Origin of the sequence: Enterococcus sp. C46, from assembly GCF_040887565.1 — a bacterium.
Classification (GTDB): Bacteria; Bacillota; Bacilli; order Lactobacillales; family Enterococcaceae; genus Enterococcus_B; species Enterococcus_B lactis.
The window spans coordinates 88,555-108,742 of the sequence record NZ_JBFOGA010000002.1 but is presented as its reverse complement, the minus strand read 5'-3'; the positions used below and the strand labels follow the sequence as shown (position 1 = coordinate 108,742).

At 39.8% G+C, this 20,188-nt stretch carries 29 protein-coding genes; 4 read left to right on the top strand and 25 right to left on the bottom strand.

Annotated features, from left to right (window positions below):
• Window positions 1-10 precede the first annotated feature (10 nt).
• The 22 genes from rplR to rpsL all read right to left on the bottom strand — a co-directional run bounded on the left by rplR (window position 11) and on the right by rpsL (window position 13,030).
• On the bottom strand, window positions 11-367 hold the full coding sequence (gene rplR / locus AB3I27_RS03720) for a 50S ribosomal protein L18 (RefSeq protein ID WP_002288679.1): 357 nt from the start codon (window positions 365-367) through the stop codon (window positions 11-13).
• Between the two features lie 160 nt (window positions 368-527).
• Window positions 528-1,064 carry a 50S ribosomal protein L6 gene (gene rplF / locus AB3I27_RS03715; protein ID WP_002309839.1) on the bottom strand — a complete coding sequence of 179 codons (537 nt, stop codon included), beginning with the start codon at window positions 1,062-1,064 and terminating at the stop codon, window positions 528-530.
• Window positions 1,065-1,095: 31 nt separating this feature from the next.
• On the bottom strand, window positions 1,096-1,494 hold the full coding sequence (gene rpsH / locus AB3I27_RS03710; RefSeq protein ID WP_002288675.1) for a 30S ribosomal protein S8: 399 nt from the start codon (window positions 1,492-1,494) through the stop codon (window positions 1,096-1,098).
• Between the two features lie 35 nt (window positions 1,495-1,529).
• The gene (locus AB3I27_RS03705; RefSeq protein WP_002288673.1) at window positions 1,530-1,715 is read right to left on the bottom strand and encodes a type Z 30S ribosomal protein S14; all 186 of its coding nucleotides are present in this window, start codon (window positions 1,713-1,715) and stop codon (window positions 1,530-1,532) included.
• An 18-nt stretch (window positions 1,716-1,733) separates the two neighbouring features.
• Window positions 1,734-2,273 carry a 50S ribosomal protein L5 gene (gene rplE / locus AB3I27_RS03700; protein ID WP_002288671.1) on the bottom strand — a complete coding sequence of 180 codons (540 nt, stop codon included), beginning with the start codon at window positions 2,271-2,273 and terminating at the stop codon, window positions 1,734-1,736.
• 27 nt (window positions 2,274-2,300) lie between these two features.
• Window positions 2,301-2,609 carry a 50S ribosomal protein L24 gene (rplX, locus tag AB3I27_RS03695; protein ID WP_002288670.1) on the bottom strand — a complete coding sequence of 103 codons (309 nt, stop codon included), beginning with the start codon at window positions 2,607-2,609 and terminating at the stop codon, window positions 2,301-2,303.
• A 36-nt stretch (window positions 2,610-2,645) separates the two neighbouring features.
• Complete coding sequence (rplN, locus tag AB3I27_RS03690) at window positions 2,646-3,014, bottom strand: 50S ribosomal protein L14 (RefSeq protein ID WP_002288669.1); 369 nt, start codon at window positions 3,012-3,014, stop codon at window positions 2,646-2,648.
• Window positions 3,015-3,071: 57 nt separating this feature from the next.
• Window positions 3,072-3,338, bottom strand: coding sequence for a 30S ribosomal protein S17 (gene rpsQ, locus AB3I27_RS03685; protein ID WP_002288668.1), 267 nt, complete (start codon window positions 3,336-3,338; stop codon window positions 3,072-3,074).
• A 24-nt stretch (window positions 3,339-3,362) separates the two neighbouring features.
• Entirely contained in the window at window positions 3,363-3,551 is a 189-nt protein-coding gene (rpmC, locus tag AB3I27_RS03680; RefSeq protein WP_002288664.1) for a 50S ribosomal protein L29, read from the bottom strand.
• Window positions 3,541-3,975 (bottom strand): 50S ribosomal protein L16, encoded by a 435-nt coding sequence (gene rplP / locus AB3I27_RS03675; RefSeq protein WP_002288661.1) that lies wholly within the window; start codon window positions 3,973-3,975, stop codon window positions 3,541-3,543. The genes rpmC and rplP overlap by 11 nt, the downstream gene beginning before the upstream one ends.
• A gap of 2 nt (window positions 3,976-3,977) precedes the next feature.
• Window positions 3,978-4,634 carry a 30S ribosomal protein S3 gene (gene rpsC, locus AB3I27_RS03670; RefSeq protein WP_002288659.1) on the bottom strand — a complete coding sequence of 219 codons (657 nt, stop codon included), beginning with the start codon at window positions 4,632-4,634 and terminating at the stop codon, window positions 3,978-3,980.
• Between the two features lie 13 nt (window positions 4,635-4,647).
• Complete coding sequence (rplV, locus tag AB3I27_RS03665) at window positions 4,648-4,995, bottom strand: 50S ribosomal protein L22 (RefSeq protein ID WP_002290452.1); 348 nt, start codon at window positions 4,993-4,995, stop codon at window positions 4,648-4,650.
• Between the two features lie 22 nt (window positions 4,996-5,017).
• Complete coding sequence (gene rpsS / locus AB3I27_RS03660; RefSeq protein ID WP_002288655.1) at window positions 5,018-5,296, bottom strand: 30S ribosomal protein S19; 279 nt, start codon at window positions 5,294-5,296, stop codon at window positions 5,018-5,020.
• Window positions 5,297-5,338: 42 nt separating this feature from the next.
• The gene (rplB, locus tag AB3I27_RS03655) at window positions 5,339-6,172 is read right to left on the bottom strand and encodes a 50S ribosomal protein L2 (protein ID WP_002290451.1); all 834 of its coding nucleotides are present in this window, start codon (window positions 6,170-6,172) and stop codon (window positions 5,339-5,341) included.
• Between the two features lie 38 nt (window positions 6,173-6,210).
• On the bottom strand, window positions 6,211-6,501 hold the full coding sequence (rplW, locus tag AB3I27_RS03650; protein ID WP_002290449.1) for a 50S ribosomal protein L23: 291 nt from the start codon (window positions 6,499-6,501) through the stop codon (window positions 6,211-6,213).
• Window positions 6,501-7,124 carry a 50S ribosomal protein L4 gene (gene rplD / locus AB3I27_RS03645; protein WP_002290446.1) on the bottom strand — a complete coding sequence of 208 codons (624 nt, stop codon included), beginning with the start codon at window positions 7,122-7,124 and terminating at the stop codon, window positions 6,501-6,503. The genes rplW and rplD overlap by 1 nt, the downstream gene beginning before the upstream one ends.
• Window positions 7,125-7,151: 27 nt before the next feature.
• Entirely contained in the window at window positions 7,152-7,781 is a 630-nt protein-coding gene (rplC, locus tag AB3I27_RS03640; RefSeq protein ID WP_002290445.1) for a 50S ribosomal protein L3, read from the bottom strand.
• 30 nt (window positions 7,782-7,811) lie between these two features.
• Window positions 7,812-8,120: a 30S ribosomal protein S10 gene (gene rpsJ, locus AB3I27_RS03635; protein WP_002290443.1), complete on the bottom strand. Its 309-nt coding sequence runs from the start codon at window positions 8,118-8,120 to the stop codon at window positions 7,812-7,814.
• Window positions 8,121-8,522: 402 nt separating this feature from the next.
• Entirely contained in the window at window positions 8,523-9,710 is a 1,188-nt protein-coding gene (tuf, locus tag AB3I27_RS03630; protein ID WP_002290442.1) for an elongation factor Tu, read from the bottom strand.
• 171 nt (window positions 9,711-9,881) lie between these two features.
• Entirely contained in the window at window positions 9,882-11,969 is a 2,088-nt protein-coding gene (gene fusA, locus AB3I27_RS03625; protein ID WP_002309841.1) for an elongation factor G, read from the bottom strand.
• Window positions 11,970-12,062: 93 nt separating this feature from the next.
• Window positions 12,063-12,533 (bottom strand): 30S ribosomal protein S7, encoded by a 471-nt coding sequence (gene rpsG, locus AB3I27_RS03620; protein WP_002290440.1) that lies wholly within the window; start codon window positions 12,531-12,533, stop codon window positions 12,063-12,065.
• A gap of 83 nt (window positions 12,534-12,616) precedes the next feature.
• Complete coding sequence (gene rpsL / locus AB3I27_RS03615) at window positions 12,617-13,030, bottom strand: 30S ribosomal protein S12 (protein WP_002294318.1); 414 nt, start codon at window positions 13,028-13,030, stop codon at window positions 12,617-12,619.
• 318 nt (window positions 13,031-13,348) lie between these two features.
• On the opposite strand from rpsL, the gene rpiA reads away from it, so the two are divergent.
• From rpiA to AB3I27_RS03595, 4 genes are all read left to right on the top strand, one after another.
• Window positions 13,349-14,032, top strand: a complete 684-nt coding sequence (gene rpiA, locus AB3I27_RS03610) for a ribose-5-phosphate isomerase RpiA (RefSeq protein ID WP_368022905.1) — start codon at window positions 13,349-13,351, stop codon at window positions 14,030-14,032.
• A gap of 132 nt (window positions 14,033-14,164) precedes the next feature.
• Complete coding sequence (locus tag AB3I27_RS03605) at window positions 14,165-14,746, top strand: recombinase family protein (RefSeq protein ID WP_047929618.1); 582 nt, start codon at window positions 14,165-14,167, stop codon at window positions 14,744-14,746.
• Window positions 14,747-14,916: 170 nt separating this feature from the next.
• Entirely contained in the window at window positions 14,917-15,603 is a 687-nt protein-coding gene (gpmA, locus tag AB3I27_RS03600; RefSeq protein ID WP_002294321.1) for a 2,3-diphosphoglycerate-dependent phosphoglycerate mutase, read from the top strand.
• Between the two features lie 552 nt (window positions 15,604-16,155).
• Window positions 16,156-17,022 (top strand): carbohydrate binding domain-containing protein, encoded by an 867-nt coding sequence (locus AB3I27_RS03595; RefSeq protein WP_087063506.1) that lies wholly within the window; start codon window positions 16,156-16,158, stop codon window positions 17,020-17,022.
• A gap of 381 nt (window positions 17,023-17,403) precedes the next feature.
• On the opposite strand, the gene deoD is transcribed toward AB3I27_RS03595, so the two are convergent.
• From deoD to deoB, 3 genes are read right to left on the bottom strand one after another with little or no spacing between them, the layout of a single operon-like run.
• Window positions 17,404-18,111 carry a purine-nucleoside phosphorylase gene (gene deoD, locus AB3I27_RS03590; RefSeq protein WP_002309845.1) on the bottom strand — a complete coding sequence of 236 codons (708 nt, stop codon included), beginning with the start codon at window positions 18,109-18,111 and terminating at the stop codon, window positions 17,404-17,406.
• A 16-nt stretch (window positions 18,112-18,127) separates the two neighbouring features.
• Window positions 18,128-18,946: a purine-nucleoside phosphorylase gene (locus AB3I27_RS03585; protein WP_002291120.1), complete on the bottom strand. Its 819-nt coding sequence runs from the start codon at window positions 18,944-18,946 to the stop codon at window positions 18,128-18,130.
• A 24-nt stretch (window positions 18,947-18,970) separates the two neighbouring features.
• Window positions 18,971-20,137, bottom strand: coding sequence for a phosphopentomutase (gene deoB / locus AB3I27_RS03580; protein ID WP_002309846.1), 1,167 nt, complete (start codon window positions 20,135-20,137; stop codon window positions 18,971-18,973).
• Window positions 20,138-20,188: the final 51 nt, after the last annotated feature.

The window sequence follows — 20,188 nt, the reverse complement described above, 5'->3', positions numbered from 1 at the left end:
CCTCCTTCTTCTAAAATTCTAGTCCATTTTCGCGAGCAGCTTCAGCTAAAGCTTGCACACGGCCATGGTAAAGGTATCCACCACGGTCAAAGACTACTACTTTAATGCCTTTTTCAGCTGCACGTTCAGCAACTAGTTTACCGACAGCTTGTGCTGCTTCTGTTTTTGTTCCACCTGAAATTTCTTTATCCAAGGTAGAGGCACTTGCTAGCGTTACACCCGCTACGTCATCAATAATTTGAGCGTAGATGTTTTTGTTAGAACGAAAAACGTTCAAGCGTGGGCGCTCAGCAGTACCAGAGATATTGTTACGTACACGACGATGTCTCTTTTGACGTGTTTTGTTCTTATCTGGTTTTGTAATCACAATTGTCACCTCTTTATTTTTATTGTACTACTATTTCAAGCAGTAAATACGTTTCGAAAAATAGAAGCTGCGGCACAAGTAAAAATTTATTTTTTTGAAGGTAAACTTCAGCCAAATGCCTTTTTCCTGCTGCTGGCTTCTATGCAATTTTTCTAAACGATTATTTACCAGTTTTACCTTCTTTACGGCGTACATATTCGCCAACATAACGAATACCTTTACCTTTATAAGGTTCTGGAGGACGAGTTCCACGAATATTTGCAGCTAATTCGCCAACTTCTTCTTTGTTCGCACCTTTAACAATTACTTGTGTGTTAGCTGGTACTTCAACAGTTACTCCAGCTGGTGGTGTGATTTCTACTGGATGTGAGTAACCAACGTTCAATACAAGTTTTGATCCTTGTAATTGTGCACGGTACCCAACCCCGATTAGTTCTAACGCTTTTTGGAAACCTTCGCTGACACCTACAACCATGTTGTTGAAGTTCGCACGAGTTGTTCCATGAATTGTTTTCATTTCTTTACTGTCGTTTGGACGAGTGAAAGTCACTTCGTTTCCTTCGATATTCATTTTGATATCTGCTGAGAAAGTACGAGTCAATTCACCTTTTGGTCCTTTAACTGTAACGTTGTTTCCTTCTTGAGTAACTGTTACTCCTTCAGGGATAACAACGACTTTATTTCCGATACGGCTCACTTAAAGACACCTCCTTGTAGATTCTACTTGATTACCATACGTAAGCGATAACTTCGCCGCCGATATTTTTTTCACGAGCTTCTTTATCAGTGACAACACCTTCAGAAGTCGAAATGATTGCGATACCTAAACCGTTCAATACTTTTGGTACTTCGTCAGCTTTGACATAAGCACGCAAACCTGGTTTAGAGATACGTTTTAAGTTTGTGATAACACGTTCGCCGTTTTTACCAAATTTTAGGAAAACACGGATCACGCCTTGTTTGTCATCTTCGATGTATTCAACATCACGAACGAAACCTTCACGTTTCAAGATTTCAGCGATGTCACGTTTAATTTTTGATGCAGGTACTTCTAAAGACTCATGTTTAACCATGTTTGCGTTACGGATACGAGTTAGAAAATCTGCAATTGGATCTGTCATGACCATTGATCTTTTACCTCCTTCTTATGCGAATTTACTTTTTACCAGCTAGCTTTCTTCACGCCGGGAATTTGACCTTTATAGGCAAGTTCGCGGAAGCAAATACGGCAAAGATGGAACTTACGATAAACTGAATGTGGACGTCCGCAACGTTCGCAACGAGTATAAGCTTGTGTTGAAAATTTTGCAGGACGTTTGTTTTTAGCAATCATTGATTTTTTAGCCACGTAGTTCGCCTCCTTTAATTATTTTTGGAATGGCATGCCTAATTGTGTCAACAACTCACGAGATTCTTCATCAGAGTTTGCTGTTGTTACAATAACGATGTCCATACCACGTACTTTATCTACTAAATCATAATCTACTTCTGGGAAGATCAATTGTTCTTTAATACCTAAAGTATAGTTTCCACGACCGTCAAAGGCTTTTTTACTTACACCATGGAAGTCACGTACACGTGGTAGTGAAACTGAAACCAATTTGTCTAAGAATTCGTACATTCTTTCTCCGCGCAATGTAACTTTTGCACCAATTGGCATTCCTTCACGTAAACGGAATCCAGCGATTGATTTTTTAGCTTTTGTAATCATTGGTTTTTGACCAGTGATCAAAGTTAATTCTTCAACTGCTTTATCTAAGTTTTTAGCGTTTGATACCGCATCACCAACACCCATGTTGATGACGATTTTTTCAACTTTAGGTGTTTGCATAACAGAGCTATAGTTAAATTTTTCCATCAATGATGGAGTTACTTCTTTAAGATATTTTTCTTTTAGGCGGTTCATTCAGTAAGACCCTCCTTCCTTAAACTTTTATTTATCTAAAACTTCACCGGTTTTTTTAGAAACACGGACTTTTTTGCCGTCTACTTCTTTGTAGCCAACTCGGCCAGCTACACCAGTAGAGTCAACCACCATCACGTTAGAAACATGAATTGGCGCTTCCATCTCAACAATTCCACCTTGAGGAGCAGCTTGAGAAGGTTTTTGGTGTTTTTTAACGACATTTACACCTTCGACAATAACTTTATCTTTTTTCGGGAACGCTGCTAGTACAACGCCTTCTTTGTTTTTGTCTTTTCCAGTGATAACTTTAACTTTATCGCCTTTTTTAACAAACATAACTGTTTCGCACCTCCTTTGATAAGTGTCTCAAGATTATAAAACTTCTGGTGCTAGTGAAACGATCTTCATGAAGTTGTTTTCACGTAGTTCACGTGCAACTGGCCCAAAGATACGTGTTCCACGAGGGCTTTTATCATCACGAATAATCACTGCAGCATTTTCATCAAATTTAATATATGAACCGTCTGTACGACGAGCTCCTGATTTTGTTCGAACGATAACGGCTTTAACGACGTCACCTTTTTTGACAACCCCACCTGGCGTTGCTTGTTTAACCGTAGCAACGATCACATCACCGATGTTAGCAGTTTTACGACCAGATCCACCAAGGACTTTGATCGTCAAAATTTCACGTGCGCCTGAGTTATCAGCGACTTTTAAACGACTTTCTGCTTGGATCACGTTGTGTATCCTCCTTTCAGATTTTGCATTCAATCTATATAGGAAAATCTCGTGTTATTAGATAATAACTGCTTCTTCGACTACTTCCAACAAACGGAAACGTTTTGTAGCTGATAATGGACGAGTTTCCATAATTCTCACGATGTCGCCAACTTTTGCTGTGTTGTTTTCATCATGCACTTTGTATTTCTTAGAATAGTTCATGCGTTTGCCATAGATAGGGTGGTTTTTCTTTGTTTCGACAGCAACGGTAATTGTTTTATCCATTTTGTCTGAAACCACGCGACCTTGATAAACTTTGCGTTGATTTCTTCCTTCAGTCATACGCTTAATGGCCTCCTTCCATAATTACTTAGCTTGTTCACGCAACACAGTTTTGATGCGTGCAATCGATTTACGTACTTCTTTAATACGTGCAGTGTTTTCTAATTGACCTGTTGCTAATTGGAATCTAAGATTAAACAATTCTTCTTTTAATTGTTTTTCTTGATCAAGCATTTCGGCAGTGGTTAATTCTCTGATTTCTTTAACCTTCATTCGATTCACCACCCATTTCCTCACGTTTTACGATCTTAGTTTTCATTGGTAATTTGTGAGAAGCTAGACGTAACGCTTCACGAGCTACTTCTTCAGGAACGCCTGCGATTTCAAACATGATTTTACCACGTTTTACTGGTGCAACCCATCCTTCAGGTGCCCCTTTACCAGAACCCATACGTACCCCAATTGCTTTGGCAGTATAAGATTTGTGAGGGAAAATTTTAATCCATACTTTCCCACCACGTTTCATGTAACGAGTCATTGCGATACGAGCAGCTTCGATTTGGCGGTTTGTGATCCAATGTGAATCAACAGCTTGCAAACCGTATTCACCGAATGCTACTTCTTTTCCGCCTTTAGCTTCCCCGCGCATTTTTCCGCGGAATTCACGACGGTGTTTTACACGTTTAGGTACTAACATGATTATTTCCCTCCTTTCTCAGTGTTTTTTTTAGTTGGAAGAATTTCTCCACGATAGATCCACACTTTAACTCCTAGTTTTCCGTATGTTGTATCTGCTTCTTCCCATGCGTAATCAATGTCCGCACGTAAAGTATGAAGAGGAACAGTTCCCTCTGAGTATCCTTCTGAACGAGCGATATCTGCTCCGTTTAGACGACCAGATACTTGAGTTTTGATACCTTGAGCGCCAGCACGCATTGAGCGTTGGATCGCTTGTTTTTGAGCGCGACGGAAAGCAACACGGTTTTCTAATTGACGTGCGATTCCTTCACCTACTAATTTTGCATCTAGATCTGGTTTTTTGATTTCCACGATGTTGATGTGGATTCTTTTACCAGTTAATTTGTTTAATTCTTTTCTTAGGCTTTCGACTTCAGAACCGCCTTTACCAATAACCATACCTGGTTTAGCTGTGTGAATTGAAATGTTTACGCGACCTGTTGCACGTTCGATTTCAACTGTTGATACAGCAGCATCAGCAAGTTTAGTTGAAATAAATTTACGGATTCTTAAATCTTCGTGTAAGAACTCAGCATACTCTTTTTCAGCATACCATTTAGCATCCCAGTCGCGGATGATGCCTACACGCATTCCAATTGGATGTACTTTTTGACCCACTGATTATCCCTCCTTATTTTTCTGATACGACTACCGTGATATGACTTGTACGTTTGTTGATTGGAGAAGCTGATCCTTTTGCACGAGGACGGAAACGTTTCATTGTAGGTCCTTCGTTAACAAAAGCTTCGGTTACTACCAAGTTTTCAACATCTAAGTCAAAGTTATTTTCTGCATTCGCAACTGCTGACATCAATACTTTTTCAATGATTCCAGCAGATTTGTTTGGTGTGAATTTCAAGATTGAAATTGCATCTGCGACACTTTTACCTCTGATAAGGTCAATTACTAAACGGGCTTTTCGAGGTGAAGTGCGAACTGTTTTTGCAGTTGCTTTAGCTGATGTGATTTGTTCTGCCATTTGGATTTATCCTCCCCTCAAATTAGCGTTTCGTTTTCTTATCGTCAGCAGCATGTCCACGATAAGTTCTTGTAGGTGCAAATTCACCTAATTTGTGTCCTACCATGTCTTCTTGGATGTAAACTGGTACATGTTTACGTCCATCATAAACTGCGATGGTATATCCAACAAAACTTGGGAAAACTGTTGAACGGCGTGACCAAGTTTTGATAACTTTTTTCTTTTCAACCCCTGCTTGAGCTTCAACTTTTTTCATTAAATGCTCATCGACAAAAGGTCCTTTCTTTAAACTACGACCCATGGTGAACCTCCTCTCAAAATGTGCGACACATGGTCAAAGTAATTATTTATTTTTGCGACGACGAACAATAAGTTTGTCTGATTTAGCTTTTTTGTTACGAGTTTTGTAACCAAGAGCTGGTTGACCCCAAGGAGAAACTGGTGCTTTACGTCCAATAGGAGCTTTACCTTCACCACCACCGTGTGGGTGATCATTAGGGTTCATTACGCTACCACGTACAGTTGGGCGTTTACGCATCCAACGAGAGCGTCCAGCTTTACCGATGTTGATTAATTCGTGTTGTTCGTTACCTACAGAACCGATTGTTGCGCGGCATGCAGCTAAGATCATACGAACTTCACCAGAGTTCAAGCGGATCAATACGTATTTGCCTTCTTTACCAAGTACTTGAGCACTTGTACCAGCAGAACGGATCAATTGTCCACCTTTACCAGGTTTCATTTCAATGTTGTGGATAACAGTACCAACTGGAATGTTTTCTAATGGAAGAGCATTTCCGACTTTGATATCTGCTTCTGGACCTGAAACAAGTTTCATACCCACTTCTAGTCCTTTAGGTGCTAAGATGTAAGCTTTCACTCCATCTTCATAGTGTACTAACGCGATGTTAGCTGAACGGTTTGGATCATATTCGATCGTTTGAACAGTTGCAACAACGTTGTCTTTGTTACGTTTGAAGTCGATCACGCGATATTGGCGTTTGTGTCCGCCACCTTGATGACGTACAGTGATGCGGCCGTTGTTGTTACGTCCAGCATGGTTTTTCAATGGTTGTAACAATGATTTTTCAGGTGTTGATGTTGTGATTTCAGCAAAATCAGAACCTGTCATGTTACGACGACCATTTGAGGTAGGTTTGTACTTTTTAATCGCCACGTTTTTCCCTCCTAATTTAATGAGTTATCTATTAGCGCTTATTCAGCAGCTTCGAATAATTGGATTTCTTTTGAATCTTCAGTCAATGTAACGATCGCTTTGCGACGTTTTTTTGTATATCCTGCATATTTGCCCATACGTTTGAATTTCGCACGTACGTTCACGATGTTCACGTTTTTGACTTTAACGTCAAAAGCAGCTTCTACCGCTTGTTTTACTAAAGTTTTGTTTGCGCGAGTGTCCACTTCAAAAGTGTATTTCTTGTCGTCCATGGCAAGCATTGATTTTTCAGTGATCACTGGGCGTTTGATTACGTCTAGTAAGTTCATTATGCAAGCACCTCCTCAATTTGAGTAAGAGCAGTTTGTGTTGCTAACACTTTTGTATTTGATACAACGTCTAGCACACTCACATTATCAGAAGTTACTACAGAAACGTTTGGTAAGTTACGTGCTGATAAAGCAGCAAAGTCGTTACCTTTTTCTAGAACAACCAATACTTTAGAGTCGATAGATAAGTTAGCAAGAACTTGTTTGAATTCTTTTGTTTTTGGTGCGTCGAAGTTCAAGCCTTCGATTGCTACCAAGTTGTTTTCAGCAACTTTTTCTGACAATACAGATTTCATTGCTAAACGACGAACTTTTTTAGGAAGTTTGTAGCTGTAAGAACGTGGTGTTGGTCCAAAGACTACGCCACCTCCACGCCATTGTGGTGAGCGGATAGATCCTTGACGTGCACGACCTGTTCCTTTTTGACGCCATGGTTTACGTCCACCGCCACGAACAGCGCTACGGTTTTTAACCGCGTGTGTTCCTTGTCTTAATGACGCACGTTGCATTACGATTGCATCGTAAACAACACTTTCATTAGGTTCAATTCCGAAGATTTCTTCGTTAAGTGTGATTTCACCGTTTTGGCTTCCATCTTGTTTGAATAATGCTACATTCGGCATTCCTTAGTTCCTCCTTTCTTCCTACAATTATTTAGCTTTCACAGCTGATTTGATAGTGATTAAAGATTTTTTCGCTCCAGGAACATTACCTTTGATCAAGATAACATTTCTTTCTGCATCTACACGTACAACTTCCAAGTTTTGGATAGTTACGCGGTTGCCACCCATACGGCCAGCAAGACGTTTGTTTTTGAATACACGGTTAGGTGCAACTGGACCCATTGACCCAGGACGACGATGGTAACGAGAACCGTGAGCCATTGGTCCGCGGCTTTGTCCATGGCGTTTGATAACCCCTTGGAATCCTTTACCTTTCGTAGTACCTGTTACATCAATAATGTCTCCTGCTTGGAAAACATCTACTGTAATTTCTTTTCCTACTTCATATTCTCCTAGCTCAACATTTTTGAATTCACGAATGAAGCGCTTAGGAGCCGTGTTTGCTTTTGCAACATGACCTTTCGCAGGTTTGTTTGATAAAACTTCACGCATATCTTGGTAACCAACTTGAATAGCTTCGTAGCCATCCGTTTCCATTGTTTTCACTTGTAGTACTACGTTTGGCGTAGCTTCTACAACAGTAACTGGAATTAATTCACCAGATTCAGTGAAGATTTGTGTCATTCCCACTTTTTTCCCTAAGATTCCTTTGGTCATGAGTACACCTCCATTATTTTTGTTTTAGTTTTATAATTTGATTTCGATGTTTACACCAGATGGTAAGTCTAGCTTCATCAAAGCATCAACAGTTTTTGGTGTTGGGTTCACAATGTCGATAAGACGTTTGTGTGTACGCATTTCGAATTGTTCGCGTGAATCTTTGTATTTATGAGTCGCACGAATGATTGTGTAAAGACTGCGTTCAGTTGGTAATGGAATTGGACCAGACACGCTAGCTCCAGTTCTTTTTGCAGTTTCCACGATTTTATCCGCTGATTGATCTAAAATACGGTGTTCATACGCTTTTAAACGGATACGAATTTTTTGTTTTGCCATCTTGTTCCCTCCTTCGCCTATTTTGAAAAGTAGACATAGCTCCACGAAAATTTCCGTCACGCTCGTTCGTGGCAAAGCGTCCGGGCGTGTCGCAACCTCTCGTTTCTTAGCCGACGAAATCAATCTGATTACGTCTGTGCAATTCACTAAAGTAAACGCACCTTTGTCATTATAATATATATAAACTCACAACGCAAGGCTTTTTCTTGTAAAAAACATTTTGTTTTCATAAAGTTTCATTTAGAAAATACTGACTCTTTTATTTCGTGTTTCTTCTATTATAATGCTCCTGTCTTTTTCCCTGATCCTACAATAAATAAAAAAGCTCGGAACAAAGATCCTGAGATCTTCATTCCAAGCGATTACGTCCGAATAAATGTTGCTTAGTTTTGCTTAAATCAATTAAGCTTTGATTTCTGTAACGACACCGGCACCAACTGTACGTCCGCCTTCACGGATTGAGAATTTAGTACCGTTTTCGATAGCGATTGGGTGGATTAATTCAACTTCCATTGTTACGTTGTCGCCAGGCATAACCATTTCAGTTCCTTCTGGTAATTCAACAACACCTGTTACGTCAGTTGTACGGAAGTAGAATTGTGGACGGTAGTTAGTGAAGAATGGAGTGTGACGTCCACCTTCTTCTTTTGTCAACACGTATACTTCTGCAGAGAATTTTGTATGAGGTGTGATTGTACCTGGTTTAGCTAAAACTTGTCCACGTTGGATGTCTTCACGTGCAACACCACGTAGTAAAGCACCAATGTTGTCTCCAGCTTCAGCGTAGTCTAACAATTTACGGAACATTTCAACACCAGTAACTGTTGTTTTTGAAGTTTCTTCAGCAATACCGACAACTTCAACTTCGTCACCAACGCGAACTTGTCCACGTTCCACACGACCTGTAGCAACAGTACCACGTCCAGTGATTGAGAACACGTCTTCAACTGGCATCATGAATGGTTTGTCGTTGTCACGTTCTGGAGTTGGGATGTATTCGTCAACTGCAGCCATCAATTCAAGAATTTTTTCTTCGTATGAAGCGTCGCCTTCTAGAGCTTTCAAAGCTGAACCAGCAACTACAGGAACATCGTCACCAGGGAATTCGTATTCTGTTAATAGGTCACGAACTTCCATTTCAACTAATTCTAGTAATTCTTCGTCATCAACCATGTCTACTTTGTTCAAGAATACAACGATGTAAGGAACACCAACTTGACGAGACAATAGGATGTGTTCACGAGTTTGAGGCATTGGGCCGTCAGCAGCAGAAACTACCAAGATAGCTCCGTCCATTTGAGCAGCACCAGTGATCATGTTTTTAACGTAGTCCGCGTGTCCTGGGCAGTCAACGTGAGCGTAGTGGCGTGTATCTGTTTCATACTCAACGTGAGCTGTTGAGATTGTGATTCCGCGTTCGCGTTCTTCTGGAGCACCATCGATTTGATCGTAAGCCATAGCTTGGCCGCCGTTTTTCTTAGATAGTACAGTTGTGATTGCAGCTGTTAATGTAGTTTTACCATGGTCAACGTGTCCGATAGTACCAATGTTAACGTGTGGTTTAGAACGGTCAAATTTTTCTTTTGCCATTTTAAAATGTCCTCCTAAAAATACAATATATTTTTTATTTGTCTGATAGGTATATGATGTACACTAGGTACATCACATGCCCATATCATCGATAATTATTTTACACGAAACTATATTAAAAATATAGTCTCTTTGGATAATCTCTTTGCAGGACTATCCGGTTTTAAGAAATTATTCAGCTTTTCCGCCATTTTTCTTAATGATTTCTTCTTGTACTGATTTTGGTACATCTTCGTAGTGGTCAAATGTCATTGTAAATGTACCACGACCTTGAGTAGCAGAACGAAGAGTTGTAGCATAACCAAACATTTCAGCAAGTGGAACCATCGCACGAACAACTTGTTGGCCGCCAGCGCGAGCTTCCATACCTTCAACACGTCCACGACGAGCAGTTACGTGACCCATAACATCACCTAAGTAATCTTCAGGGATAACAACTTCTACAGCCATGATTGGTTCAAGGATTACTGGATTAGCTTTCTTAGCTGCTGCACGTAATGCCATAGAAGCAGCAACACGGAAGGCAGTTTCATTTGAATCGACATCATGGTATGAACCATCGTAAAGTTTAGCTTTGATATCTACTAATGGATAGCCAGCTAAGACACCATTTTCCATAGCATCTTTCAAACCAGTTTCAACAGCTGGAATGTATTCACGAGGAACAACCCCACCGACGATCGCATTTTCAAATTCGAAACCAGCACCTTCTTCGTTTGGTGTAAATTCGATCCATACGTGACCGTATTGACCTTTACCACCAGACTGACGTACAAACTTACCTTCGGCTTGAGTGCCGGCACGGAAAGTTTCACGGTAAGATACTTGAGGCGCACCTACGTTAGCTTCAACTTTGAATTCACGACGCATACGGTCAACGATGATATCTAAGTGAAGTTCACCCATACCAGCGATGATTGTTTCGCCTGTTTCCACGTTTGTTTCAGCACGGAAAGTAGGATCTTCTTCAGATAGTTTTTGTAAAGCCACACCCATTTTATCTTGGTCAGCTTTTGATTTAGGTTCAATAGCGACTTGGATAACTGGTTCTGGGAATTCCATTGATTCAAGAATAACTAGATTCTTTTCATCACACAGTGTGTCCCCAGTAGTTGTGTCTTTCAAACCAACAGCAGCAGCGATATCTCCAGCGTAAACTTCAGAGATTTCTGAACGAGAGTTGGCATGCATCTGTAGGATACGACCAACACGTTCGCGTTTGCCTTTTGTTGCGTTTTGTACGTATGAACCTGATTTTAAAACACCAGAGTACACACGGAAGAAAGTTAAACGACCTACGAATGGGTCAGTCATAACTTTAAATGCTAAAGCTGAGAAAGGAGCGCTGTCGTCTGCAGGACGTTCTACTTCTTCATCAGTTTTAGGGTCAATCCCTTTGATTGCTGGGATATCTAACGGTGATGGCAAGTAATCAAGAACAGCGTCCAATAGTAATTGAACCCCTTTGTTCTTAAATGCTGAGCCACATAGTACTGGGTAGAATTCTACGTTAACTGTTGCGCGGCGGATACCTTCTTTTAACTCAGCTTCAGTGATTTCTTCACCTTCTAAGTATTTCAAAGTAAGTTCTTCATCAGTTTCAGCTACAGCTTCAACCAATTTTTCGCGCCATTCTTCAGCTAATTCGCGGTATTCTTCAGGAATTTCTGTTTCTTCAATCTCTGTTCCAAGATCGTTTGTATACATTTCAGCCTTCATTGTTACAAGGTCGATAATTCCTGTGAAGTCGTCTTCCGCACCAATTGGTAATTGGATTGGGTGAGCGTTTGCTTGCAAACGGTCATGTAAAGTTGATACTGAATATAAGAAGTCAGCACCAATCTTGTCCATTTTGTTTGCAAATACGATACGAGGTACACCGTAAGTTGTTGCTTGACGCCAAACTGTTTCAGTTTGAGGTTCAACACCTGATTGTGCATCAAGAACAGTTACAGCACCATCAAGTACACGCAAGGAACGTTCAACTTCAACTGTGAAGTCTACGTGTCCTGGTGTGTCGATGATGTTGATTCGATGACCCTTCCATTGTGCTGTAGTAGCAGCAGAAGTGATCGTAATACCACGTTCTTGTTCTTGTTCCATCCAGTCCATTTGTGAAGCTCCTTCATGAGTTTCACCAATTTTATGGATTTTACCAGTATAGTACAAGATACGTTCAGTAGCAGTCGTTTTACCAGCATCAATGTGGGCCATGATACCGATATTACGAGTGTTTTGTAAAGAAAATTCTCTGGTCATTCTCCTTGTTTCTCCTCTCTTTACTATCTAGTTGCTAAAAATAAGGACACTATCTGAGGTCGACTTATAAAAGCCGACCAAACAGAGAGAATCTTACCAGCGATAGTGAGCAAACGCGCGGTTGGCATCAGCCATTTTATGAGTGTCTTCACGTTTTTTAACAGAAGCACCTGTGTTGTTTGCAGCATCCATGATTTCTTTTGCTAAGCGTTCTTCCATTGTGTGTTCACCGCGCAAGCGAGCGTAGTTTACTACCCAACGAAGACCTAGAGTAACGCGGCGTTCAGGGCGAACTTCAACTGGTACTTGGTAGTTTGAACCCCCAACACGACGTGCTTTAACTTCAAGAACAGGTTGAACGTTTTTCATTGCTTGTTCAAACACTTCTAATGGATCGTTACCTGTAGATTCTTTGATCAAATCAAAGGCATTATAGATAATGTTAGCTGCAATCCCGCGTTTTCCGTCAACCATTACACGGTTGATCAAGCGAGTTACTAATTTTGAGTTATAAATAGGATCTGGTAAAACATCACGTTTTGCAACAGGACCTTTACGTGGCATCCGTAACTCCTCCTTCCGAAATATTGTTCATAGTAATTACTTCTATATAATAGAAGCAAGTTTCATTTGTTTAATAATTAAAATTAAGCTTTAGGTTTTTTAGTTCCGTATTTAGAACGGCTTTGTTTACGGTCGTTAACACCAGCAGTATCTAAAGCACCGCGAACGATATGGTAACGTACCCCTGGTAAGTCTTTTACACGACCACCGCGTAATAATACAACACTGTGTTCTTGTAAGTTATGACCAATCCCTGGGATATAAGCAGTAACTTCAATTAAGTTTGACAAACGAACACGTGCATATTTACGTAAAGCTGAGTTCGGTTTTTTAGGTGTCATTGTACCCACACGAGTTGCTACCCCACGTTTTTGAGGTGAGTTTACGTTAGTTTGAGTTTTCTTAAAGCTGTTATATCCTTTGTTCAAAGCAGGTGAATTAGATTTTTCCACCTTTGATTTACGAGGTTTACGTACTAATTGGTTAATTGTAGGCATTCCTTGTTTCCTCCTTCCCACGATTTGCGTCTAGTTCCACACATCCAGGTGGTTCTTTTTTTGCGATAAAAAATAAATGCAATGTCTGCATCCTTATCAAATATGCTTTGATAAACAGTCAGCACGTTTCTTCACAGAAACCTGTAGATAAAGCACCTTTGTTAGAATATCATGAATGAAAAAGCATGTCAACAAGAGACGGAAATTTTTTTGAAAAAGCTTTATTGGAATAAAAAAGAATGGTATCTTTTTGCCGTAAATCACGCTAAAATAGTGAGGAAAGCACGAAGCTCAAACTAAAAAAAGGTGGATGCAAAGATGAATTTAAAACAATTAGCTGGCATTGAAGCCGCGAAATTCGTAAAGGACGGGATGATCGTTGGTCTCGGGACCGGTTCAACCGCCTATTATATGGTAGAAGAGATTGGTCGCCGCATGCGTGAAGAAGGATTACGTATCACAGGAGTCACTACTTCAAATGCGACAAAAGAACAAGCGGAAAAATTAGGAATACCGCTAAAGAGTATCGACGAAGTCCCAGTAGTCGATCTGACGATAGATGGTGCTGATGAAATCAGTACTGATTTTCAAGGAATAAAAGGCGGCGGTGCTGCTTTGCTTTTCGAGAAAATAGTCGCTACGTACTCAAAAGAAACGATTTGGATCGTTGATTCTTCTAAATTAGTCCATAAACTCGGGAAGTTCCCACTCCCAGTTGAAGTCATCCCTTATGGCTCCCAACAGCTACTTCATATTTTTGACGAAAAAGGATTCCAACCTGTTTTGCGTACAGACGAAAACGGCGAAGTCCTAACCACAGATGGTGGTCATTATATCATTGATCTGCATCTAGAAGTTATTGAACAACCAGAAAGCTTAGCTACCTATTTAGATGAACTTGTTGGGGTAGTCGAACATGGACTTTTCCTAAATATGGTTTCAAAAGTTGTTGTTGGCTCAGAAAAAGGTGTTGAGATTCTTGATGCCATCCACCATAAATAAAGAAAAACTGCTTGATCATCCAATAAAAAAAGACAGCGGAAAATTTGCGAAAAAACTATCTTTTTGACGTACTTTATGCTACATTTTTACTGTTATATCCAGTTAGAAAATCACTGCTAGAAAGGAATCACCATGAAAATTATTGGTTATGCACGCACAACCATAAATGATGTTGATTTAACAACTCAGGTTGAACAATTATCTGACTTTGGTTGTCAAGAAATTTTCCATGAGACATATGAAGTGGAACAAAACGATGCTACTGCTATTCATTTGGAGTCAGTGATTGCTGACATGCAGCAAGGCGATGCACTAGTCGTCTGCCAACTTCATCGATTGGGCAAATCTACACGGCAATTAACAGAACTTACGCAATTATTCAAAGACCGCGGGCTGCACTTGATTAGCATTGATGAAGGAATCGATACGCGCGAAATGGGAAAAATCTATTTCCAATTGATGGAAAACCTAGCAAACATGGAGTGCGCATTGATCAAAGAACGTACATTAGTTGGATTAGATGAAGCTCGTAAAAAAGGAAAAATCGGCGGAAGACCAAAAATTGATGCAAAAACGATCAAAAAAATCCGGCGTCTCTATTATGAAAAAAAAGAAACAATCCAATTTATTTCTTCAAAATGCGGTGTTTCAGTTGGAACATGTTATAAATATATCAATTTGCCTGAAAAAGAAATCGAGCAATTATGCATCTAATGCCTAAAAACGAACAGTGCTTTCGCAGCTGTTCGTTTTTTTATCTTCTCTACTCGTTTTCTCATAGAATCTTATCCAATTTTTCGATGGAAATCTCTTCCAAAAAATTGTACAATAAAACAGAACTGAAATTTTCAGAAATATAAACCTATCTTAAAGGAGAGCTAAACATGCCAAAATTAGTTTTTTCTCGTCACGGTCTTAGTGAATGGAATGCATTGAACCAATTTACTGGTTGGGCTGATGTAAACCTAGCACCAGAAGGAATCGAAGAAGCAAAAGAAGGCGGACGCAAAATCAAAGAAGCTGGAATCGAATTTGATGTTGCCTATACTTCTGTTTTAACTCGTGCAATCAAAACATGTAACTTGATTTTAGAATATTCAGATCAACTTTGGGTACCACAAATCAAATCATGGCGCTTGAACGAACGTCACTATGGTAAATTACAAGGTTTGAACAAAAAAGAAACAGCTGAAAAATACGGCGACGAACAAGTACACATCTGGCGTCGTTCTTACGATACTCTTCCTCCATTAATGGAAGAAACTGACGAAGGTTCTGCAGCAAACGACCGTCGTTACGCAATGTTAGACAAACGCGATATTCCTGGTGGCGAAAACTTGAAAGTAACATTAGAACGTGCTTTGCCATTCTGGCAAGATGAAATTGCTCCAGCATTACTAGACAACAAAACTGTTTTAGTAGCTGCACACGGTAACTCATTACGCGCTCTAGCTAAACATATCGAAGGTATCTCTGACGAAGACATCATGGATCTTGAAATCCCAACAGGTCAACCACTTGTTTATGAATTAAATGATGACTTAACAGTAGCTAAAAAATACTACCTATAATAGATACTCTATTGTAAGTAAGACAGCCCTCTCACCTCCTATTATTGTAAGAGATGAAGGGGCTGTTTTTTTAGATATCGGAAGACGGTAGTCTTGGCTATCTAATGCGAATGACATCAATTTACATAATAACTATATGATTATAATAGTAAGTACTGTTTGAATAAATAAAAAATTAAGAGAGAAGGCGTAGCATTGAGAGAAAAAAGAATGTCTGACAAACATTCAGATGTGGAGCAAACATTTTTTGTAGAAACTTATTTAAATTTCATTCTTTTATCCTGTTTCTAAGAGGAAGTTTCATTTGTATGAGCTATCACCACAACTCTCCATCTTTTCTTATGTTGCTAATAAATGGAATTTAGATAGAAGTCAACCTCATAAAACTATTTATTTTATCATTTTTTTCTAATAATAAATGTTATATAGAAAAAAGCGTTTACAAGACCGTTATTTTCTCGGTTATGATTAATTTGTGAGATACAGACAGATTACACGGCTGCATCTTACAAACAAAATCAAAAATAAAAATAGAGAGCGAGGAGATACAAGATGATCAAAAATAATTTAAAAACAGTGATGGCAGCAGGTATGGTATTTTTAAGTTTAGGAGGATCCGTTTCGACATTCGCAACAAGTCTATCAACAACTGACTTCGTTAGTACAAGTAAACAGGCCATTGAGCAACAATTGTATATCCATAATGGTGACTTTAATGACGGGTTTGATCACTGGATCACTAGTGGCCAAGAGCCAAATAATCCCACACTGCAAACCGTTAATGGAAATAACTTTGCTTTAGCAAGAGATGGTGAAAATGTTCATCAATACGTGACATTAAAACCAAGTACCACGTATACATTTAGTTATGATGTTGCAGCAAGCGAATCAGCACCAGGACGTGTTGAATTAGGGATCATGAATCATGATGTCGGTTTTGATGTATTAGAGCGCAGTGAACATAATAATGAGAACTGGGAACGTAGCAAACTTACTTTTACGACTCCAGACGATGAAAATACATACCTTATACGATTTGCTTCTACATGGAATGGTTGGGCGAAATATGACAATATCCAAGTGGAAACAGGCGTAACAGAAACAAACATGTTGTCTGTAGGGCGAGAAGGCTCTCAAGCATTTGCTTATTTAACATTGACACCTGAACTTTTTCACAGTAATCAAGAAAGATGGGTCGTTTACATTGATGGAAGATATCGTTTTGAAACATTTAACGGCACAGCATTCTATAGCATTCCAAGAATAGTTGATGGTAATATTCAAATACGTCACGGAATTCCTGGAAAAGCAGGACAGCGAGTAGAAGTATATCGCCTACCAGGACGTCCTGGATCAAGTTCCTCACTTGAGCACGCTGTATTATTCGAAACACTTATTATTGATGCAGACTTGATTTAAGTTGAATTTTTCATTCTTCAAGCATCATCACATGAGCAATTGAATGATTAAGGTATTCATTTAGACGAAACCACCAACAGGAGATGACCCATTTGTCATCTCCTGTTGGTGGCCTAGTTCGGAACAGAAAGAGCGTAACTCGCTTCTTTCTGTTCTTTTTTTTTGATTAAGATTGTGCCATTCGTCTGCAATTTAAAAAGAATGTCGATTCACATTTTAGACATTCAAATGGTTGACTTTAGGAGGACTCTCGAAGTAACTGAAGCAACGGTTGTCATTGATTTCAGGTTATGTGAGACAGTTTCTGCAAAAAATGTGACTGCCTAATTTCTATTAATAGAAGTTTAGGCAGTCACACTTTCTTGCTATTTAGCTATTACTTTACCCTTGAATCGCCGTTTCCAATCCTACTTCGATCATTTCATTGAACGTCGATTGACGTTCTGCAGCTGTTGTTTCTTCTCCAGTAATCAAATGGTCGCTAACGGTCATCAAACTTAATGTCTGCACATGGTATTTCGCGCCTAAGTAATAAAGAGCGGCTGCTTCCATTTCAACTCCTAAGACGCCAAGTTCAGCTAATTGGAATGTCTCTGTCAAATCATCTTTGTAGAAAGAATCTTCCGAAAGGACATTTCCTACATGAACCGTATAGCCCTTTTCTTTCGCTATCTCATATGCTTTCAGTAATAGATTGAAATCACTGATTGGTGGAAAATGAAAGGCTTGGAAATTTTTTTCGATCATCGAAGAGCTGGTTGCTGCGCCTTGCGCTAGTACTAAATCACGAACATGGACATCTTTTGACAATGCCCCACATGTACCTACTCGGATCAATTTCTTTACGCCATATGACTGGATCAATTCATGGGCATAGATGGTGGCTGATGGCATCCCCATCCCTGTTCCTTGAACAGAAATACGTTCTCCTTTATATTTGCCGGTAAAGCCTAGCATACCACGGACCTGATTGTAGCAAACTGGTTCTTCAAAAAAAGTCTCCGCAATATATTTAGCTCGTAAAGGATCGCCTGGAAGTAAAATCTTATCGGCAATCTCGCCTTCTTTCGCTTCGATATGCACACTCATTTTGTTGCTCCTCCTATTACAATAATGTCAATGTTTCTTTAACCAATGCTTTAAAAGATTGTTTGACTCTCTGAGTTGTTTCTACAACTTCTTCATGGCTCAGATTCGCTTGCATACCTGCTGCTAAGTTGGTAATGCAAGAAATTCCTAACACTTTTAATCCGCTGTGAGCTGCTACGATGACTTCTGGAACAGTCGACATCCCTACTGCATCGGCCCCTATTGTTCGAGACATCCGAATCTCAGCAGGCGTTTCATAAGTTGGTCCAGAGTAGCCCATATATACGCCTTCTTTAAGATCCAAACCTAGTTTTTCTGCTGCTGCTTTTGCTGTTGCTTGATAGTCAGGCGTATATGCTTGACTCATATCTGGAAATCTAGGGCCCATTTCATCTTCATTCGGACCGATCAAAGGATTTTCACCAGTAAAATTGATGTGATCGGTAATCAGCATCAAATCTCCTGGTACAAAGGATTCGTTGACACCGCCACATGCGTTGGTCACAATGACTGAATGGGCACCTAGTCCGGCCATCACACGTACTGGATAGGTCACTGTTTGCATGGAATGACCTTCATAGTAGTGGAATCTTCCTTGCATGGCTAACACTTTCTTACCTGCTAGAGATCCGTAAACCAGCTGTCCTGCATGTCCAACTACTGTCGAAACAGGAAAGAACGGGATCTCATCATAAGAAATCATTACAGCATCTTCGATTTCATCTGCTAATTCACCTAATCCTGAACCTAGGATCAAACCAAAATCAATTTCTTTTACTCCTTTATCAAGGATAAACTGGGTCGTTTCTTGTAACATCTCACTTAACTTGGTCATTTGCTTTCTCCTATTTTAAAAAGATTATTTTAATAATTTTAAGAAGCTTTCGCCATTTTCAGTCGAAGAAACACTAAAGTTCTCAGCAATCGTTGCGGAGATATCGGAATAATATCCTTGAGGCAACGCCCCTTGTTCTTTCATTTTTTTACTGTAAGCCAATAACGGTACATATTCTCGTGTATGATCGGTACCAGTAAATGTCGGATCGTTTCCGTGATCGGCTGTAATCATTAGCAAGTCGTCTTCTTCCATCGCTTCAAGCAATTCTGGGATCCGCAAGTCAAATTCTTCAATCGCATGCGCATAACCGACTACATCCCGGCGATGACCGTATAATGCATCAAAATCTACTAAATTGGTAAAGCTGATACCTGTAAACTCTTTTTTCATAACGTTCAGCAACTGGTCGACGCCATCCATATTACTTTTCGTGCGGACAGATTCAGTGATTCCTTGTCCATTGAAAATATCGTTGATCTTTCCTACAGCAATCACATCTTTTCCTGCTTCTTTCAAAGAATCAAGGACGGTGTGTCCGAATGGATTCAACGCATAATCATGACGATTGCTTGTTCGTGTGAAGTCTCCTGGTTCTCCCACATATGGACGTGCAATGATTCGACCAATCATGTACGGGTCATCTTTTGTTATATCACGAACGAATTGGCAAATCCGGTATAGTTCTTCTAAAGGAATGATTTCTTCATGTGCCGCGATCTGAAGGACAGGATCGGCAGAAGTATATACGATTAAATCACCTGTCTTCATTTGGTGTTCACCGTAATCGTCAATAACAGCCGTTCCGCTATATGGTTTGTTGCATACGACTTTACGGCCAGAAAACTCTTCGATTTGTTTGATCAGATCATCAGGGAATCCGTTCGGAAACACACGAAACGGCGTCTTGATATTCAATCCCATGATTTCCCAATGGCCTGTCATCGTATCTTTCCCTACAGAAACTTCTTCTAATTTCGTCGCATAGCCTTGATGATCTTTCACTGATTCCACACCTTCAAGAGGCCGAATCGTTCCCAAACCAAGCTGCTCTAAATGCGGAATATTCAATCCTGCTTCTTTTGCAATGTGTCCTAATGTATCAGAACCAACGTCACCGAACTTCTCGGCATCTGGTGCTTCTCCAATTCCTACTGAATCCATGACGATTAGATGTACGCGTTTAAACATGATTATTCCTTCTTTCTTTTTATTTTTATTACCTTTAAAACAAAAAGGGCG